Annotated in this window: 16 protein-coding genes; 6 read left to right on the top strand and 10 right to left on the bottom strand. The window is 62.3% G+C overall.

Annotated features, from left to right (window positions below; translation table 11 throughout):
- Window positions 1–122: 122 nt before the first annotated feature.
- Genes BG60_RS02380 through BG60_RS02360 form a run of 5 tightly spaced genes read right to left on the bottom strand, consistent with a single transcriptional unit; the run spans window position 123 to window position 4,887 of the window.
- A complete protein-coding gene (locus BG60_RS02380) occupies window positions 123–1,043 on the bottom strand; it encodes a LysR family transcriptional regulator (RefSeq protein WP_033535823.1) in 921 nt (306 codons plus the stop codon).
- A 44-nt stretch (window positions 1,044–1,087) separates the two neighbouring features.
- The gene (locus BG60_RS02375) at window positions 1,088–1,762 is read right to left on the bottom strand and encodes a hypothetical protein (RefSeq protein WP_008346716.1); all 675 of its coding nucleotides are present in this window, start codon (window positions 1,760–1,762) and stop codon (window positions 1,088–1,090) included.
- A gap of 2 nt (window positions 1,763–1,764) precedes the next feature.
- The gene (locus tag BG60_RS02370) at window positions 1,765–2,283 is read right to left on the bottom strand and encodes a flavin reductase (protein WP_008346713.1); all 519 of its coding nucleotides are present in this window, start codon (window positions 2,281–2,283) and stop codon (window positions 1,765–1,767) included.
- 28 nt (window positions 2,284–2,311) lie between these two features.
- Complete coding sequence (locus BG60_RS02365; RefSeq protein ID WP_008346712.1) at window positions 2,312–3,502, bottom strand: acyl-CoA dehydrogenase family protein; 1,191 nt, start codon at window positions 3,500–3,502, stop codon at window positions 2,312–2,314.
- Between the two features lie 32 nt (window positions 3,503–3,534).
- Window positions 3,535–4,887 carry an MFS transporter gene (locus BG60_RS02360; protein ID WP_081851805.1) on the bottom strand — a complete coding sequence of 451 codons (1,353 nt, stop codon included), beginning with the start codon at window positions 4,885–4,887 and terminating at the stop codon, window positions 3,535–3,537.
- A 343-nt stretch (window positions 4,888–5,230) separates the two neighbouring features.
- Between BG60_RS02360 and BG60_RS02355 the strand changes: the two genes are divergently transcribed.
- On the top strand, window positions 5,231–6,433 hold the full coding sequence (locus BG60_RS02355) for a porin (protein WP_034470189.1): 1,203 nt from the start codon (window positions 5,231–5,233) through the stop codon (window positions 6,431–6,433).
- Between the two features lie 181 nt (window positions 6,434–6,614).
- On the top strand, window positions 6,615–7,550 hold the full coding sequence (gene catA, locus BG60_RS02350; protein ID WP_008346707.1) for a catechol 1,2-dioxygenase: 936 nt from the start codon (window positions 6,615–6,617) through the stop codon (window positions 7,548–7,550).
- A gap of 85 nt (window positions 7,551–7,635) precedes the next feature.
- Here the strand turns inward: catA and BG60_RS02345 are convergent, their stop codons facing one another.
- On the bottom strand, window positions 7,636–9,834 hold the full coding sequence (locus tag BG60_RS02345; protein ID WP_034470187.1) for a hybrid sensor histidine kinase/response regulator: 2,199 nt from the start codon (window positions 9,832–9,834) through the stop codon (window positions 7,636–7,638).
- Between the two features lie 585 nt (window positions 9,835–10,419).
- On the opposite strand from BG60_RS02345, the gene BG60_RS38650 reads away from it, so the two are divergent.
- The gene (locus BG60_RS38650) at window positions 10,420–10,839 is read left to right on the top strand and encodes a hypothetical protein (protein WP_034470185.1); all 420 of its coding nucleotides are present in this window, start codon (window positions 10,420–10,422) and stop codon (window positions 10,837–10,839) included.
- Here BG60_RS38650 and BG60_RS02335 read toward each other — a convergent pair.
- The 4 genes from BG60_RS02335 to BG60_RS02320 form a co-directional block, all read right to left on the bottom strand.
- On the bottom strand, window positions 10,828–11,025 hold the full coding sequence (locus BG60_RS02335; RefSeq protein ID WP_008346702.1) for a hypothetical protein: 198 nt from the start codon (window positions 11,023–11,025) through the stop codon (window positions 10,828–10,830). The genes BG60_RS38650 and BG60_RS02335 overlap by 12 nt on opposite strands.
- Window positions 11,022–11,240 carry a hypothetical protein gene (locus BG60_RS02330; RefSeq protein WP_008346700.1) on the bottom strand — a complete coding sequence of 73 codons (219 nt, stop codon included), beginning with the start codon at window positions 11,238–11,240 and terminating at the stop codon, window positions 11,022–11,024. Before BG60_RS02330 ends, BG60_RS02335 begins: the two co-directional genes overlap by 4 nt.
- An 87-nt stretch (window positions 11,241–11,327) precedes the next feature.
- Window positions 11,328–11,837 (bottom strand): hypothetical protein, encoded by a 510-nt coding sequence (locus tag BG60_RS02325; protein WP_008346698.1) that lies wholly within the window; start codon window positions 11,835–11,837, stop codon window positions 11,328–11,330.
- Window positions 11,838–11,898: 61 nt separating this feature from the next.
- Window positions 11,899–12,405 (bottom strand): ferritin-like domain-containing protein, encoded by a 507-nt coding sequence (locus tag BG60_RS02320; protein ID WP_008346696.1) that lies wholly within the window; start codon window positions 12,403–12,405, stop codon window positions 11,899–11,901.
- Between the two features lie 373 nt (window positions 12,406–12,778).
- Between BG60_RS02320 and BG60_RS02315 the strand changes: the two genes are divergently transcribed.
- From BG60_RS02315 to BG60_RS02305, 3 genes are all read left to right on the top strand, one after another.
- The gene (locus BG60_RS02315; RefSeq protein WP_008346694.1) at window positions 12,779–13,150 is read left to right on the top strand and encodes a CidA/LrgA family protein; all 372 of its coding nucleotides are present in this window, start codon (window positions 12,779–12,781) and stop codon (window positions 13,148–13,150) included.
- Window positions 13,147–13,881 (top strand): LrgB family protein, encoded by a 735-nt coding sequence (locus BG60_RS02310; RefSeq protein ID WP_008346692.1) that lies wholly within the window; start codon window positions 13,147–13,149, stop codon window positions 13,879–13,881. Before BG60_RS02315 ends, BG60_RS02310 begins: the two co-directional genes overlap by 4 nt.
- Window positions 13,882–13,982: 101 nt before the next feature.
- The gene (locus tag BG60_RS02305) at window positions 13,983–15,089 is read left to right on the top strand and encodes an NADH:flavin oxidoreductase/NADH oxidase (protein WP_008346690.1); all 1,107 of its coding nucleotides are present in this window, start codon (window positions 13,983–13,985) and stop codon (window positions 15,087–15,089) included.
- Window positions 15,090–15,108: the final 19 nt, after the last annotated feature.

The following is a 15,108-nucleotide window of genomic DNA, read 5'->3' as shown; positions in this document are numbered from 1 at the left end:
CGCATTGAATGAGAAGGGCTGCAGCCTTCTAGAGGCTTCGCATGACAAACAGTGTCGTGGCGACACTCACCCCGGTCAAATTCGCCGAAAAGAACGCGTGATATCAGCGCAGCAAATGAGCGTCACGCGTCGGGCTGGCGAAACATCGAATGGATCGTATTGCGCAGCCACGCTACGCCCGGATCGCTCGTGAATTGCGTGTGCGAGTGCACCTGAATCTCGATGGGCGGCAGCGCAAAAGGCAATGGCAGAATGCGAAAGGCCTTACTACGATTGAAGCGCAGCGCGATGCTCTTGGGGAAGAGCACGGCAAGGTCCGTGTTCATCACGATTTCGGGCGCCACGACGAAATGCGGCAGCCGGACCGCGACATCGCGCTTGAAATTCAGCTCGTCGAGCCATTGCTCGACCATGCGATGGCCCGTCGCGTTGGTGCTCGCGTAGACGTAGCGCAAGGCGGTCAGGTCGTCGCGTGTCGGCCGCGACTTGCGTAACGGATGATTGGCGCGCACGACGCATACATGCTCGTCGACGAATAGCGTCTCGCTCACGCATCCCGCGTCGAGACCCGGCACATAGCCGAGCGCAAGATCGATTTCTCCGGCGCGCATGGCGCTGCTTACGGATTCCACCGGAACATTGACCGCTTCGATTCGAATGCCGCGCGCCTCGCGGTCGAGCAGCGCGACGAGCGGCGGCAGAAAAAAGAATTCCGACATGTCCGACATCGAAATGCGAAACACGCGCCGGGCGGTCGCGGGATCGAAGCTGGCGAGTTGCTGGACCGCCTCGTTGATGATCGACAACGCCTGCGCGAGCGGCGGATACAGCCGATGCGCGGCATCGGTCGGCACCATGCCGGCGGGCGTGCGCACGAAAAGCGGATCACCGAAGATCGTGCGCAAGCGCCGTAGCGCATGACTGACCGCGGGCTGCGTCAGTTCGAGACGTTCGCCGGCGGCGGTCAGGCTGCGCAAATCCCAGATGGCGAGGAACACGCGCAGCAGATTGAGATCGGCGATACCGGAGTTGAGCTTCGTCATACACGGTTGACTCACGAACGAGCGCTGGTCGCGCCATGCGGCCATCAATGTGTGGCGAGATTACCGTATGTGCTGTGCATTGCAAAATGCGGCGTGGCTCCGCGATAGGGCGGCAAGGTATGGAAATCGCGCCGCATCGATTCGCGCACCGGCGAGGCGAGTGCGTCGGCGAGCGCGGACGCATCGTCGAAGACGACCTTGTTGCGTTGCATCGCACTCGCGCGCGTGCAAGGCAGGCCGATGGTGCAATCGATGCGCGTGTAGATCTCCAGCTCGCGCAATCGCGGCAAGGTGGACATCAACGGCGCGTGATGCCGCAGGTAATGCGCGAGCCATGTGTCGAAGTCCTCGGCCGGCCCTTCGTACGCGACGAGATAGGTGCAGCGCTGAATGCGCGCTTGGGTGGATGGCGCGTGCGAGGCCAGCGCGCGCACGGCCATGACTTGCTGCATGAAGCGCCCGGCGATCAAAGGTTCTCGAAGCGCGCGATGGATCGGGCCATCGAGTCTCGCGGCAGCTTCGAGCGCGGCGAGTTCATCGAAATACAGTTGAAGCACGCACGATGGCGCATCGGCCGCGGGCGGAATGCGCGGATCGACGTGTTGCGATATCGGCTCGTGCACGACCAGACTGCGCAAGCCGTCGATGCGCTGCAATGGCGCAATATCGACCAGCGGGCGCTGCCCGCCCGCATCGATCAGAAACAGGCAGATTTGCATACTTACGCCGCCTCGCAGGAAGCAGCCGCGCGCGCGAGCCGATGAAACTGCCGGCCGAAGTACACAAGCCCATCGCCGTCTTCGCGCGAGCCGATGTGTTCTACCTGTACGAAAAGCACTGAATGCGAACCGACCTGCTTGCTGTCGACGATACGGCCTTCGAGACTCGCGATTGCATCGTCGAGCACGGGAAGTTGCAATGCGCCAGGCCGCGAACCGCAGCGCGCAAAGCGTTCGTCCATCGAGCCTCCGTCCATGCCCGCGAACGCGCGCGCCAGTTCCTGCGCGTGCGCGCCCAGCACGTTGATGCACGCCCGGCCGTTAGCAAGCAACACATCGTGAACGTAACTCGACTGATTGATGCAGACGAGCATCGTGGGTGGCGTATCGGTCACGGAGCACACGGCGCTTGCCGTGATACCGCAGCGTCCGTGCGGGCCGTCGGTGGTAATGACGTTGACGGCGGCGCCGAGCGAGGCCATCGCGTTGCGAAACTGTGTGCGCGCTTGATCGTGTGTCATGGCAGATGTCCTTTCAGGATTCGCGGGTTCAGGGATACGGCGTAACGGGCGGAATGCCGACGAAGATCGCGCCCGATGCGTCGTAATTGCCTTCGCCGAGAAAGGCGTGTTGCGTGACGACGATCGAATCGCGTACCAGACGCTGCATCCGGTTCTCGCGATAGATCGCGCCGATGCCCGCCATCTTGTACGCCTGCATCACGATATCGGCGCAGGTGTGGGCGGCGTGCGTCGCCGACAGACGCAGCAAGTTTGCTTCGGCAGGCAACACCGGGTCGCCCGCGAGCACCGTGCGCCACGATGCTTCCGCGCACTCGAAGAAGAACGCCCGCGCGCTGCGCAGTTGTGCTTCCGCCTGCGCGAGCCCGGAACGATAGTAGGCGCGATCGGCGAGACGCGGCGCACCGGTCGTGGTTTTCGTCACGCCGGACATCCCCGCCAGCAGGTCGAGCGCCGCGCGCGCCAGGCCGATGTTCACTGCCGCATGCACCTGCGCCTGATACGCGACGGCGGGATACCGGTACAGCGGTTCATCGATCAGCGGCGTGCCGCCGCGCACGAAGGTCCATTGTTCCTCGACGTATTTGTCCTTCAGGCGCAGATCATGGCTGCCCGTGCCCTGCATGCCGACCACGTTCCAGTTATCGACGATCTCCACTTCGCTCGCCGGGAAAACCGCAGTAAAAGGCTTGCCGGCGTTCTTGTCGTCGGTGCCGGCCGGCGCCCCGCCGATTCCCACGCCGATCCAGTCCGCGCCCTTGCAGCCGCTCGCAAAGCGCCACTGTCCCGACACGAGGAATCCGCCGGGCGCGCGCTCGGCCTTTTGCAGCGGATACAAGCCGCCCGCGAAGACCTGATCGGGACCGGCCGCATAGATTCGCGCCTGGGTCTCCACAGGCAGTGAAGCCAGGTACGTGTTCGCGGAGCCGAACGCCGCGACCCAGGCGGCCGATCCGTCCGCGATCGCGATACGTTCGAGCATCTCGAGGAAGCGCGCGGGCGGCAGCGCATCGCCGCCGAAACGTTTGGGCGTGCTCGCGCGGAAAATCCCCGCGCGCTTCATCTTGCCGACCATATCGCGCGGCACGTGGGACAGGGCGTCGAACTCGTCGCGGCGGCGCTCGACTTCCTCGATCAGCGTATCGAGGTGCAGCGGTCCGGCGTACTCGGGATAGTCGTTTTGCGAATCGATGATGGCTTCGCTTCGAAGGGCTTGCATAGGTGATACCTCTCGGTCGATGTGTGTCGATGTCATTCGGGCTGACGGCGTGCAGCGGCGCGCATCGCTTTGGGATACGTCTCGCGTGCGAGCAGCGTGGCGACGACGGTGATCAGGCCGAGTACGCCCAGATAAATGGCGACTGGCACGGCGCTGTGATAGTGGGCGAGCAACGCGGTGGCGATCATCGGCGAGAGGCCGCCGCCGAGTACGGAAGAGACTTCCCGGCCAATGCCGAGTCCCGAGAAACGCAGGTGCACCGGCAACATCTCGCTGATGAACGCGGGCTGCGCGCCTTCGAGAATGCCGAGCGTGATGCTGTTCGCGAGGACGAGCGCCGCAACCACCTTCCAGTACTCGCCCGAGCCGAGCAGCGCGAAGTACGGCCACGCGACCAGTACGATGGCGATTGCGCCGGCGAGATACACCGGCTTGCGTCCGACCTTGTCGGTCACCCAGCCGAAGAAGAGCGAAACGGGGATCATCAGCAGCATCGAAATGCACAGGCCGCTCAGAACCCAACTCGACTTGATGCCCAGAAACTGCCCGTAGGCGATCGAAAATGCGAAGAAGAGGTAGGACGCCGCGCCCTCGCCGAAGCGCAGGCCGAACACGGTCAGCACTTCGCGCGGACATTGGCGCAGCACTTCGATGACAGGCATCCGGCTTTCGTGGCGCGTCGCCTTGACTTCGGCGAATGCGGCACTTTCTCCGACGGAGCGGCGCATCCACAAGCCGAGAAGAACGAGTGCGGCGCTCGCGAGAAACGGAAGGCGCCATCCCCAGCTCTGAAAGTCGCCCGCCGGCAAGTTCTGCACCAGCAGGAACGCACCGGTGGACAGGACGAAGCCGAGTGCCGCGCCACACGGGCTCCACGCCGCGAGCGCGCCGCGCTTCGATTGCGGCGCGTTCTCGTGGATCAGCAGGATACTGCCGCTCCATTCGCCGCCGGCGGCCAGTCCCTGAAGAATGCGCAACAGAACGAGCATCGCGGGCGCCGCAATGCCGACCTGCTGATAGGTCGGCAAAACGCCCATCAGGACCGTGGCGGTGCCCATCGTGAGAAGGGTCAGCATCATCACGACCTTGCGGCCGTAACGGTCGCCGATATGTCCGCATAGCACGCCGCCGATGGGTCGCGCGATGAAGCCGACCGTGAAGCCGCCGAATGCGGCGATGGTGCCCGTGAGCGGATCGGTGCCGACCGGAAAGAACAGCTTGCCGAAGACGAGCGCGGCGGCGGTGCCGTACAGAAAGAAGTCATACCACTCGAGGATCTGGCCGAGCACTGCCGTCGTGACTGCACGGCGCACGTTGCTTGGGCGACGAGCCGATCGGGTTTGAGCGAGCGCGCTCAGGTCGGAATTCAGAGCTTCAGGGTTCATGGTTGGGGAAGACATGAGGTGATGGTTCCCGCTTCCCTGATGCTCAAGAAGCGGTGCGAGTCGTATCGATGCGATGCGATGGGCCCACGATATGAGCCTCGATAATCGCGGTCAAATTCGAGACAAAAATGCGCGACATGAATCTGGTGCATGTGCCGTTGCATGTCGTACGGAATAGCCCTTGCCTCGCATGACATATCGATCGCGCTTATCGCCGGTCATGCTTTTGGCTTATTTGCCGCGTGAAACGAGCGGCCGCAGACTGCGTGGCGCATCGCATTCATCACCGCAATGAGCCTTCATTGCGTCAATCAACAGAACGACTCGCATGGAACACGCACGTATGAAACTCGCCTTGGGAACTTCTCTGGCGCTGCTTGCAGTTGCAGGCACGGCGCACGCACAAAGCGCGGTGACGCTGTACGGCATCGTCGACGATGGCTTCAACTGGACATCGAACGCCGGCGGCCACAATCTCTACAACCTGTCGAGCGGCGTCATGCAGGCCAGCCGCTGGGGATTGAGGGGCAGGGAAGAGCTTGGCGGCGGGCTTGCTGCGCTGTTCGTACTCGAGAACGGCTTCGACCTGAATAACGGCTCGCTTGCGCAGAAGAACCGCGGCAGCACGCAAGGTCTGATGTTCGGCCGGCAGGCGTACGTGGGCTTGTCCAGTGCTTACGGCACCGTGTTGCTCGGGCGGCAATACGATTCGGTCGTGGATTATGTGGGCCCGTTCGAGTCCGGTACCCAGTGGGCGGGATATATCGGCGCGCATCCAGGCGATCTGGATAACCTCAACAACGCGTATCGCGTGAACAACGCGATCAAGTTCGTCAGTAAGGCTTACTACGGCGTTACCTTCGGCGGCGTCTACAGCCTGGGCGGCGTCGCGGGTGCGGTCTCGCGCAACCAATTGTGGTCGCTCGGTGCGGGCTATGCGAACGGCCCGCTGACGTTGGGCGTCGGTTACCTGAACGCGCGCAATCCGAACGTCGGCTTCTTCGGCGACAACGGCGCAAGCACGCCGCCCGCTGCGAGCGCGAACTTCATCTCTTCGCCCGTCTATAGCGGCTATGCATCGGCTCGTACCTATCAGGTGGTCGCGGCGGGCGCTGCTTATGGATTCGGCGCGGCCACGGTAGGTGCAACGTATTCCAACGTGCAGTTCAAGAACCTCGGCGATACCGCGAACTCCGGTCCCAATCCGCGCGGCTATTCCGGCAATGCGAACTTCAATAACGTCGAAGTCAACTTCAGGTATCAGCTCACGCCGGCGCTCCTGCTCGGCGCGGCATTCGACTACACGAAGGGCGGTGACGTCGATTCGGCCACCGGCAACAATCCCGGCGCCAAGTATTACCAAGGCGCCCTCGGCGCCGATTACTTCCTGTCTAAGCGCACCGATGTCTATCTGATCGGCGTGTACCAGAAGGCATCCGGCATCGATTCCACCGGCACAGCGGCGGTTGCGGCGATCAACAACCTCACGCCGTCGACGAGCGATCGTCAAAGCACGGTCCGCGTGGGCATCCGCCACAAGTTTTGAAGCCAGCCGACATTCGCGCCGGGATGTCATCCATTTCACGGATGGCATCAACCACATTTGATCTATTTGACGGATATGCGGGTGCGGCCTAATTTGTCGTCGAGACGACGCGTGAGTCCGCGCGTGGTACCGCGGAACGGAATACCTGTGTCGTACCCCCCATACCTATGGAGACAACATCGTGAGCGTCAAAGTATTCGATACGAAGGAAGTTCAGGGCCTGCTTTCGGCCGCCGCCAATCTCGGCAGCGATAACGGCAATGCACGTGCGAAGCAGATCACGCATCGGCTGCTAAGCGACCTGTTCAAGGCCATCGACGACCTCGATATGACGCCCGATGAAATCTGGGCAGGCGTGAACTACTTCAACCGGCTCGGTCGCAACGGGGAAACGGCCTTGCTCGCGGCGGGTCTCGGTCTCGAGAAGTTTCTCGACATTCGCATGGATGCGCAGGACCGTCACGCGGACATTCACGGCGGCACACCGCGCACCATCGAAGGTCCGCTGTATGTGGCGGGCGCACCGTTGCGCGATGGTGTGGCGAAGATCGACCTCAATCCGGACGATGACGCCGGGCCGCTTGTCATTCGCGGCACCGTAACCGGTCCCGACGGCAAGCCTGTCGCGGATGCCGTCGTGGAGTGCTGGCATGCAAACTCGAAAGGCTTCTACTCGCATTTCGATCCGACCGGCGCACAGAGTGACTTCAACTTGCGTGGCGCGGTGAGAACAGGACAAGACGGCAAGTACGAGTTCCGCACGCTCATGCCCGTAGGCTATGGATGCCCGCCTCACGGTTCGACGCAAGAATTGCTGAACGCGCTTGCACGGCATGGCAATCGTCCTGCACACGTTCATTTCTTCGTGACGAGCGATAACTTCCGCAAGCTGACCACGCAGATCAACATCGAGGGCGATCCGCTCATTTGGGATGACTTCGCGTATGCCACGCGCGAGGAATTGATTCCTCATGTCGTCGAAAAGAAGGGCGGCTTTGCGCTCGGTCTAAAGGCGGACGCTTACAAGGAAATTCAGTTCGATATCGCGCTGACTCGCCTCGTCGAAGGCAAGGACAATCAGCTTGTCAGTCGTCAGCGCACGGCGGTGACGGCTTAAGTCGGCGAAGCGGCTGACTCCGCTTCCATTTGCTGCGGCAGCGACGATGTTCATCGCGTTGGCGGCGATGGGCGAGAGTGACGAATCACCTGATCGCGGGTGCTACGCTCTGCAGCAAAGCCTGAAGGTCGTCGATGTTGAAGGGCTTGGAAAGAATCGTTACACCGGCGTTTTTTGCTCGTTCGAACTCGTCGGCATAGCCGGTCATCAGCGCAATAGCCTGCTTCGGCCATTTCCGCCGCACTTTTTCCGCAACATCGATTCCGTTGTTGAGCCCAGGCATTTGAATGTCGGAGAGAATGAGATGGAACTTCGCGCCGTCCTCCAGCAGACCTAGCGCTGCATCTCCGGTGAGTTCGTGTCGGGATTGCCAGCCGAACACCTCCAGTACGGCCGAAAGTCCCGCGGCCACTTCCTCGTTGTCTTCGACCAGCAAAATGGAACCCTTGGTCGCCTCCGTCACCGTGACGGGTGGTGAGGGAGACACGGTCGTCGCTTTGGCTTTGGCTTCGGCCTGCCCGGAGCCACGGGGAAGAATGAGCGACACGGTCGTTCCTTTACCTTCCTCGCTCTCGATGCGTGCTGTTCCGCGCGCCTGCTCGCACATCGCGATGACCTGCGCAAGGCCGAGCCCCGTGCCAGCGTTCGCGGCTTTGGTCGTAAAAAGCGGCTCGAAGGCGCGTTGCATCACTGATGCCGGCATGCCGACGCCGGTATCGGAACAAGCGATGACAACATAGTCACCGGGCTTCAGGCTTCCTTTCGAAGTATCGAGCGTGATGTTCCTGGTGCGAATGGTAAAGTCGCCGCCGCCGGGCATTGCATCCCTGGCATTCACCGCAAGGTTTATCAGCGCCGATTGAAGTTCGGTTTGGTCAACGTAGATTGGCCAGATTTCGTCAGAAGACCTGATGTGAAAGCGGATGCGCTCATTGAGCGACATCTGAATCAGAGAGGCTTCCCGTTCGAGCCAATCTTTGACATCCACGAACTCCTCACGCAGCGGTTGCTTGCGAGCGACGCTGAGTAGCCGCCTTGCCAGGACCTCCGCCGAAGCGGAAGCCCGTTCCACTGCGATGACTTCTTTCTCCAGTCCGTTGAAGTGCTTGCGACGGGCCAGTTCCATGTTCGCCTTGACCACCATGAGGAGATTGTTGAAGTCATGCGCGACGTTTGCCACGAGATTGCCGAGTGCGCCCATACGCTTCATCTGACGGCTTGTTGCTTCCGCGGAAACGCGCATCCCGAACTCGGCTTTCCATCTGTCCCACGCCGTTCGTTCACGTTTCAGACGGCTCAAACTGAACACGACCAGAAACCAGATGCCTACGCATGGAACCAGCGTCGCGATGGCGATAAGACCGTCGTGTCGCAACCATCTGTATGTAACCGTCGAGACCGGGATTCCGGAGGTCACGTAAAGCGGGTATGAGCCGACCTCTCGATACACCAGGAGCTTCTCGACGCCGTCGAGCGTCGAGAAACCCTTGAGACGTCCGCTTTGCCGATTAGCCTGAATAGCTTCCAGCAAGGGTTGACTGCTTGTCGGTGCGCGTCGCGCTTTTGGCTCGGGAAATCGAACGAGCGTAGTACCGTCGCTTCGGAAAAGGCCCACCGTCAAAGCCCGGTCATGTGCGGTCAGCCGGTCGTAGAACGACGAGAAATAATCGCGTCGAAGGGATATGGCCAAGACACCGAGATACTGGCCACTCGAGTCGTATCGAGGGAACGTCACATCGAAAACGTCCCGAGCCGGGTCGGATATTTGTTCGGGCCGCAGCATGCCAACTGCCGCAGAAGCGGCATGGCGTGCAGACCAGATATCCGAGCGGTCTCCAATCGATTGAAGGCCGACCGGATAGGTGCTGCTGCTGGCAAGCAAATTTCCTTTCCGGCCAAAGACAGCAATCGAGAAAACCGATGGCACCCGCTCGGCGGTTTGCCTCAGAAAGCGATGAACAGATTGCTGTCGCGCGCGAAGTGGGACATCCCCGTCGTCACCGAGAAAGGCCATTATTCGAAGCGATACCTCCTGATTCACGTCGAGGACTTTTACGGCCTGCTCCTCGGCAACTCGCGAGAGTCTGTCGATTCCTTCAGTCGAATCCGCGATTCTGGTTTGAAAACCGAAATAACCGTACGTGGCGAGAAAAAGCAATGGTGTGATGATTGATGCTGCAAGCACGGCGAGCAGCATGCGCCGGGTCACGCCAAAGTCGCGTGGCGGAACGGGGATATCGAGCGCAGTGCTGTCCGGGACAGATGTTTCCTGATGGGCAATCATGGGACTTCGGGGCGGGGCGCGAAGGCGAAGTCTATTCAGATGTTCGTACGACGTCAAACTTACCGTTGGCGCGGCGGTCGTCGACGTGTTTAAGGGCCGGATAGATACGGCGTCATGGAATCTTTTTTTGCTCGCACGATTTTCTTGAAGCCCTGCGTCTTTGTTTGGCGAGCGTTCGTATTGACTGATACGTCGCTAGATTTGTGGCCGACGCCGTAATACTTACTTGAATTTGAACAAGATTGGAGAACTCCCATGCTCCACCGACTCGATGTCCGTAGAACCCTTGCGTTGTCGGTTTCCATCGCGACGTTGTTAGCTGCAAGCTCGGCAGTTGCAGGTGGTAATGGCAACGGTGGAAATGGCAGCGGCGGATCTCACGGTGCCGCCACGTCGGGCATGACGTATCACAGTGAGCCGGTATCGAGCCCTTGGAATCGAGTTCCGGGGGACATGCCGAGAGAGGTAAATTCGACGGATGCCAAAGCGCGTTCCACGTCGGCGGGTACGCCCGATATGTCGATGGCACCGGGAGAATAGGGTATCGGGTAATCGACTGGAAGAGGGCGGCGACGTTCTCGCGATGTGAATATTTCGGATGCCGATGCAATTACCCCGCAATCGACGACTTACCCGCACCGCATCCAACCGACGGCGAAGCCGGTCAACCCCGGCGCGGGCGAAGCCGATCTGGCAATGCGCGGCGCGGCGCCGCCTCGCCAGTCGTACCTGTTCGCTTACTGGCTCGCACCGGCGGGTGCGTCGCTGGCGGCGGTCGCCGGGAAGCTGGCGGCAGCCGGCGCGGATGACCCTGCGCTGTCGCTTGCCGCGGTGCTTCCGCCGCTCGTATTGCGGTTGCAGCCCGACGTAAAGCAAAGGGACGCCGTCACTGCGGCGATCAACATGGCCCTGATCGTGATGGTTCGGTTCATGGCGTGCTCCTCATGGACTTATCGAGTCAAATGGCGCTGCGTTCGACCGGCAGCGCCGATGTCAGTCGGGTGACTTCAGGCGGTCGCCTTCGCTTTGCGTGCCCGGCGGTGTTCCCGGCTTGGTAGCGGGACCGGCGTCCGGCGCGCGATCCTCGTTGGGGCCGCGCGGCGCCGGCTCCTTCGGGTTCGCCGGGATGTTCTCGGTGTGTCCCGGCACCGGCTGCCCTTCGATATGCTGCGGCGTCTGTTCGTCGGTCATGATTGCCTCGTCGATGCCTGATGGTTGTCCGGCTTGGGATCGGGTTCCGCCGTGGTATCGGTGCCGCTCTTGCCATTGCTGCGGTTGGTGATCTCGCCGGTTTCGTCGAGGACGTCGTCGAGATCGTCGTCGGCATCCTCGTCGGGAGCCGACAGCCATTGAAGCAGCGGCAGACGCGCTGTGTACTGCGATGCAGGCAAGAAGAAGTGGGTCATCGTGATCGCTCGATTGGCTGAAGGTAGTGAGATCGAGCAAGCGTTATTCCATCAGCGTGACGAGCGCATGCATTGCCGACTCCGCACTCAGGCGCCGTTGCCATCGCTTCGCGCTGCGCCGCGCATCTCGTCCGCCGGACGCGGAAAGCCCGTGCGGTCAAGATAAAGCTGGGCGTAATGCTCCGAGCGTTCGCTGCGCTGCCGCGCCCGGTCATCGGACAGCGAAGTCACCGCGCGCGCATCGAGCGCGGTGACGCCCGCGACGTTGAGCAAGGCGCCGAGCGCACGCGTGTGCGCGCCTTGCCGGCGTTCGCGTGGCGCCGTCGCCACGGTCATCAGATCGAGCGCGTCGCCGCCGATGCGCGCCATCAGATACGGAGACGGATCGCGCGACGAAAGTATGCCGATGCCGCAGGCAATCTCTCTCAGCCCATACAGCCTGACGAGGCCAGGGCTGACGCGCAGGCCGGACATGCGTGCGACGGTACGGGGCGCAAGCAGTTGGGCGGTTCCCAATGCGAGACTGAAGAATGCGAGTCCACGGGCAAGCGAGTGGCCCTTCGCTTGCTGGTTGTCGGTCGCGGGATACTGGCTCATGGTGTGTTCCGGCTAGGTATGACGACTGGATGAACGAACATGTCGAAGCCTTATGCAAGGCTTATTTCTTCGCTTCCTGACCGGATGCCGAGCGGTCGAGATATTCGGTCGAGATGGAAGGGATGTGTTCGAGCAGCCATTGCGCCATTGCCTGCTCCTGAGGCAGGATCCGTTCGCACGCGGCCCGGGTTTCGGCATCGCCGCAGCGCGTCGCTGCCGCAATTAGCGAGGTGTAGGACGCGATCTCCATGTTCTCGAATACATAGCTCATGATGGCGCCTTTCACGACTTCGTCGGTCATCGTCATGCCGCCCGCCGCTTGCGCGAAGGCCATCATCTTGGCGGCAAGATCCTTGACCGTCGATGTGCTGCCGCCGAGCCGCTCGATGCACGCGGCGACGATCTTCTGCTGGTCCAGCGTTTCTTCCAGATGCTGATCGATACGCGCCTTCAGTTGCGGATAGTGCTCGAGGCGCCCGGACTGCGCGCGCAGCATTTGCTCGGCTTGCTGTTCCATCGCGTGCGCGTCGCGAAGCCAGTCGAGCAGGTGTTCGGTCGGTTGAGCCATGGTGTCTCCCGGATCGATGTGAACGGATGAGCGAAGCAATCGCGCTTCGCGCTGCCCGATGACTCGCAATCGTCATGCCGCGCATGTTCGTGGCATGACGACGAATAGTTAGGATGCCCTTCGTACTGTTGCGACATGAAAATAAAGCGCGATACTTCAAGCGCGCCTTGAATGGCGCGTTATCTTCCGTGGCTTCAGCCCGCCGTTTTCAGGCGGGCCTTTTTTTTGCACAAAGTCGCATCGAGCGGGGCAGATGGATCGACCAGCCCGTGCCCGATGTGCGGGCGAGTCACGCGCTTCCCGAGCATCTCGGGTACGCTTCGTCCGCTGCCGAAAGAAGGCATGAACATCGCACGCACCAGGAGTTTTTCCCATGCTCGCCGCAATTGCTACATTGCTCGTTTTCCAGTGTCTCGGAGAAGGGCTTTCCTATCTCTTCAGCCTGCCGGTGCCCGGCCCGGTCATCGGCATGCTTCTGCTCGCCGGATACTGCGCATTGCGTCCGGCCGCCGCGGCCACGCTCGAACCCACGGCGCTCGAACTGCTCCGGCACCTGTCTCTGCTGTTCGTGCCGGCGGGCGTCGGCATCATGGTGTCGGCGCATGCGCTGCGCGGCGACGTGCTTGCCGTCGTGTTCTCCGTTGCAGTCAGTACCACACTCGCGATCGCCGTCACCGCGCTCGTCATGCGTGCGATGCTGCGCGGCCGCCGCCGCGTCGCCCATGAACACGGAGACCGCACATGATCCCGGTGCCGCACTTCGGAGCGATCTGGGTCTATCTGGCGGCCACGCCGCTGCTCGGCCTTACCATCACGCTGCTCGCGTACCTCATCGCGCAGCGCATCTACGCGGCGTGCCGCTTCAATCCGCTCGCCAATCCGGTGCTGATTTCGGTGGCCATCGTCGTCGTGGTGCTCAAGACGAGCGGCACGGCCTACGAAACGTATTTCGACGGCGCGCAGTTCGTGCATTTTCTGCTCGGGCCGGCCACGGTCGCGCTGGCGTTGCCGCTTTATCGGCAGTGGGCGAATCTGAAGCGACTCGCGTGGCCGATTCTCGTGAGTCTCGCCGCCGGCTCGCTGACCGCGATCGTATCCGCCGTGTCCGTGGCGGCCTTGCTCGGGGCGTCGCGTCAGTCGATTGCATCGCTCGCGCCGAAGTCCGCGACGACGCCCATCGCGATGGCCGTGGCGAAGGAGATCGGCGGCGTGCCTTCGCTGACGGCGGTGCTCGTCATCACGACGGGCGTGTTCGGCGCCGTCACCGCGCGGGGTATCCTCAATGTGCTGCGCGTTTCCGACGTCGAGGCGCGCGGCTTCGCGCTCGGCGTGGCGTCGCATGGCATCGGCACGGCGCGCGCCTTTCAGGTCAGCGAAGAGATGGGCGCGTTCGCCGGCCTCGGCATGGGGCTGAACGGCGTGTTTACCGCGTTCGTCGTGCCCGTTCTGCTGCCTGTGTTGTCGAAGCTGCTGTGATGTCCGCGCGCCCGGCTTGAATGTCGACGGAATAGCCATTGCTGGCGACGACGGCATGGGTCGCGCCCCTCGCGACGTCACAACCGCCAAGGAACCTGTCCATGTCACAGCCTGCACTGTTCCAACCTGCGCGCTTGCGCAATCTGACCCTCGCCAATCGCATCGTGATCGCGCCGATGTGCCAGTACTCCGCCGAAGACGGCTGCATGAACGACTGGCATCTGATTCATCTCGGTCAGCTCGCGCTGTCCGGCGCGGCCTTGCTCACCATCGAAGCAACGGCCGTGCTGCCGGAGGGACGCATCACATATGCGGATGTCGGTCTCTGGAACGACGAAACCGAAGCGGCGCTGAAGCGCACGCTCGACGGCATCCGGCGATGGTCGGACATGCCGGTCGCGATCCAGTTGAGTCACGCGGGACGCAAGGCATCGACCGATGTGCCGTGGGAAGGCGGCGCCCAGATTTCAGCCGATCACGCGCATGGCTGGCAGACCGAAGCGCCTTCGAGCGTCGCCTATGAGGACGGCGAAGCGCCGCCGGTCGCGCTCGATGCGGCCGGACTCGCGCGCATCCGCGATGCGTTCACGGCGGCCGCCACGCGCGCGGCGCGTCTCGGCATCGATCTCATTCAGATCCACGCGGCGCATGGCTACTTGCTGCATCAGTTCTTGTCGCCGTTGTCGAACCGGCGCGACGATGAATACGGCGGTTCGCTCGAGAACCGCATGCGTTTTCCGCTCGAAGTGTTCGACGCCGTGCGCGCCGCATTTCCCGCCGAGCGGCCGGTGACGATCCGCGTGTCCGGCACCGATTGGGTCGAAGGCGGCTGGGACATCGAGCAGACCGTCGCATTCGCCAAAGCGCTCGAAGCGCGCGGCTGCGATGCCGTTCACGTATCGAGCGGCGGGCTTCATCCGGCGCAGAAGATTCCGGTCGGGCCGAGCTATCAGGTGCCGCTCGCGCGCGCCGTGAAGCAGGCGGTCGGGATGCCGGTCATCGCGGTCGGGCTGATCACGGGCATCGAACAGGCGGAGGCCATCGTCGGAACCGGCGATGCCGACATGATCGCGCTCGCGCGCACGGCCCTGTACGACCCGCGCTGGCCGTGGCACGCCGCGGCGGAGCTGGGCGCACAGGTGCGCGCGCCGAAGCAGTATCTGCGCTCGCAGCCGCATCAGTACCGGCATCTCTTCGAAGAAGACTGATCGTGCGATGCGGTCGCGC

Source organism: Caballeronia zhejiangensis (genome assembly GCF_000698575.1).
Lineage (GTDB): Bacteria > Pseudomonadota > Gammaproteobacteria > Burkholderiales > Burkholderiaceae > Caballeronia > Caballeronia zhejiangensis.
This window is presented reverse-complemented; position numbering and strand designations above follow the sequence as displayed.

Coding starts and splice junctions, on each gene's coding strand:
- BG60_RS02320 (WP_008346696.1), bottom strand. CDS start 12,405: ATGGCTCAACCGACCGAACACCTGCTCGACTGGCTTCGCGACGCGCAC.
- BG60_RS02375 (WP_008346716.1), bottom strand. CDS start 1,762: ATGCAAATCTGCCTGTTTCTGATCGATGCGGGCGGGCAGCGCCCGCTG.
- BG60_RS02335 (WP_008346702.1), bottom strand. CDS start 11,025: ATGACCGACGAACAGACGCCGCAGCATATCGAAGGGCAGCCGGTGCCG.
- BG60_RS02305 (WP_008346690.1), top strand. CDS start 13,983: ATGTCACAGCCTGCACTGTTCCAACCTGCGCGCTTGCGCAATCTGACC.
- BG60_RS02355 (WP_034470189.1), top strand. CDS start 5,231: ATGAAACTCGCCTTGGGAACTTCTCTGGCGCTGCTTGCAGTTGCAGGC.
- BG60_RS02345 (WP_034470187.1), bottom strand. CDS start 9,834: ATGATTGCCCATCAGGAAACATCTGTCCCGGACAGCACTGCGCTCGAT.
- BG60_RS02370 (WP_008346713.1), bottom strand. CDS start 2,283: ATGACACACGATCAAGCGCGCACACAGTTTCGCAACGCGATGGCCTCG.
- BG60_RS02380 (WP_033535823.1), bottom strand. CDS start 1,043: ATGACGAAGCTCAACTCCGGTATCGCCGATCTCAATCTGCTGCGCGTG.
- BG60_RS02330 (WP_008346700.1), bottom strand. CDS start 11,240: ATGACCCACTTCTTCTTGCCTGCATCGCAGTACACAGCGCGTCTGCCG.
- BG60_RS02315 (WP_008346694.1), top strand. CDS start 12,779: ATGCTCGCCGCAATTGCTACATTGCTCGTTTTCCAGTGTCTCGGAGAA.
- BG60_RS02365 (WP_008346712.1), bottom strand. CDS start 3,502: ATGCAAGCCCTTCGAAGCGAAGCCATCATCGATTCGCAAAACGACTAT.
- BG60_RS02325 (WP_008346698.1), bottom strand. CDS start 11,837: ATGAGCCAGTATCCCGCGACCGACAACCAGCAAGCGAAGGGCCACTCG.
- BG60_RS02310 (WP_008346692.1), top strand. CDS start 13,147: ATGATCCCGGTGCCGCACTTCGGAGCGATCTGGGTCTATCTGGCGGCC.
- BG60_RS02360 (WP_081851805.1), bottom strand. CDS start 4,887: ATGAACCCTGAAGCTCTGAATTCCGACCTGAGCGCGCTCGCTCAAACC.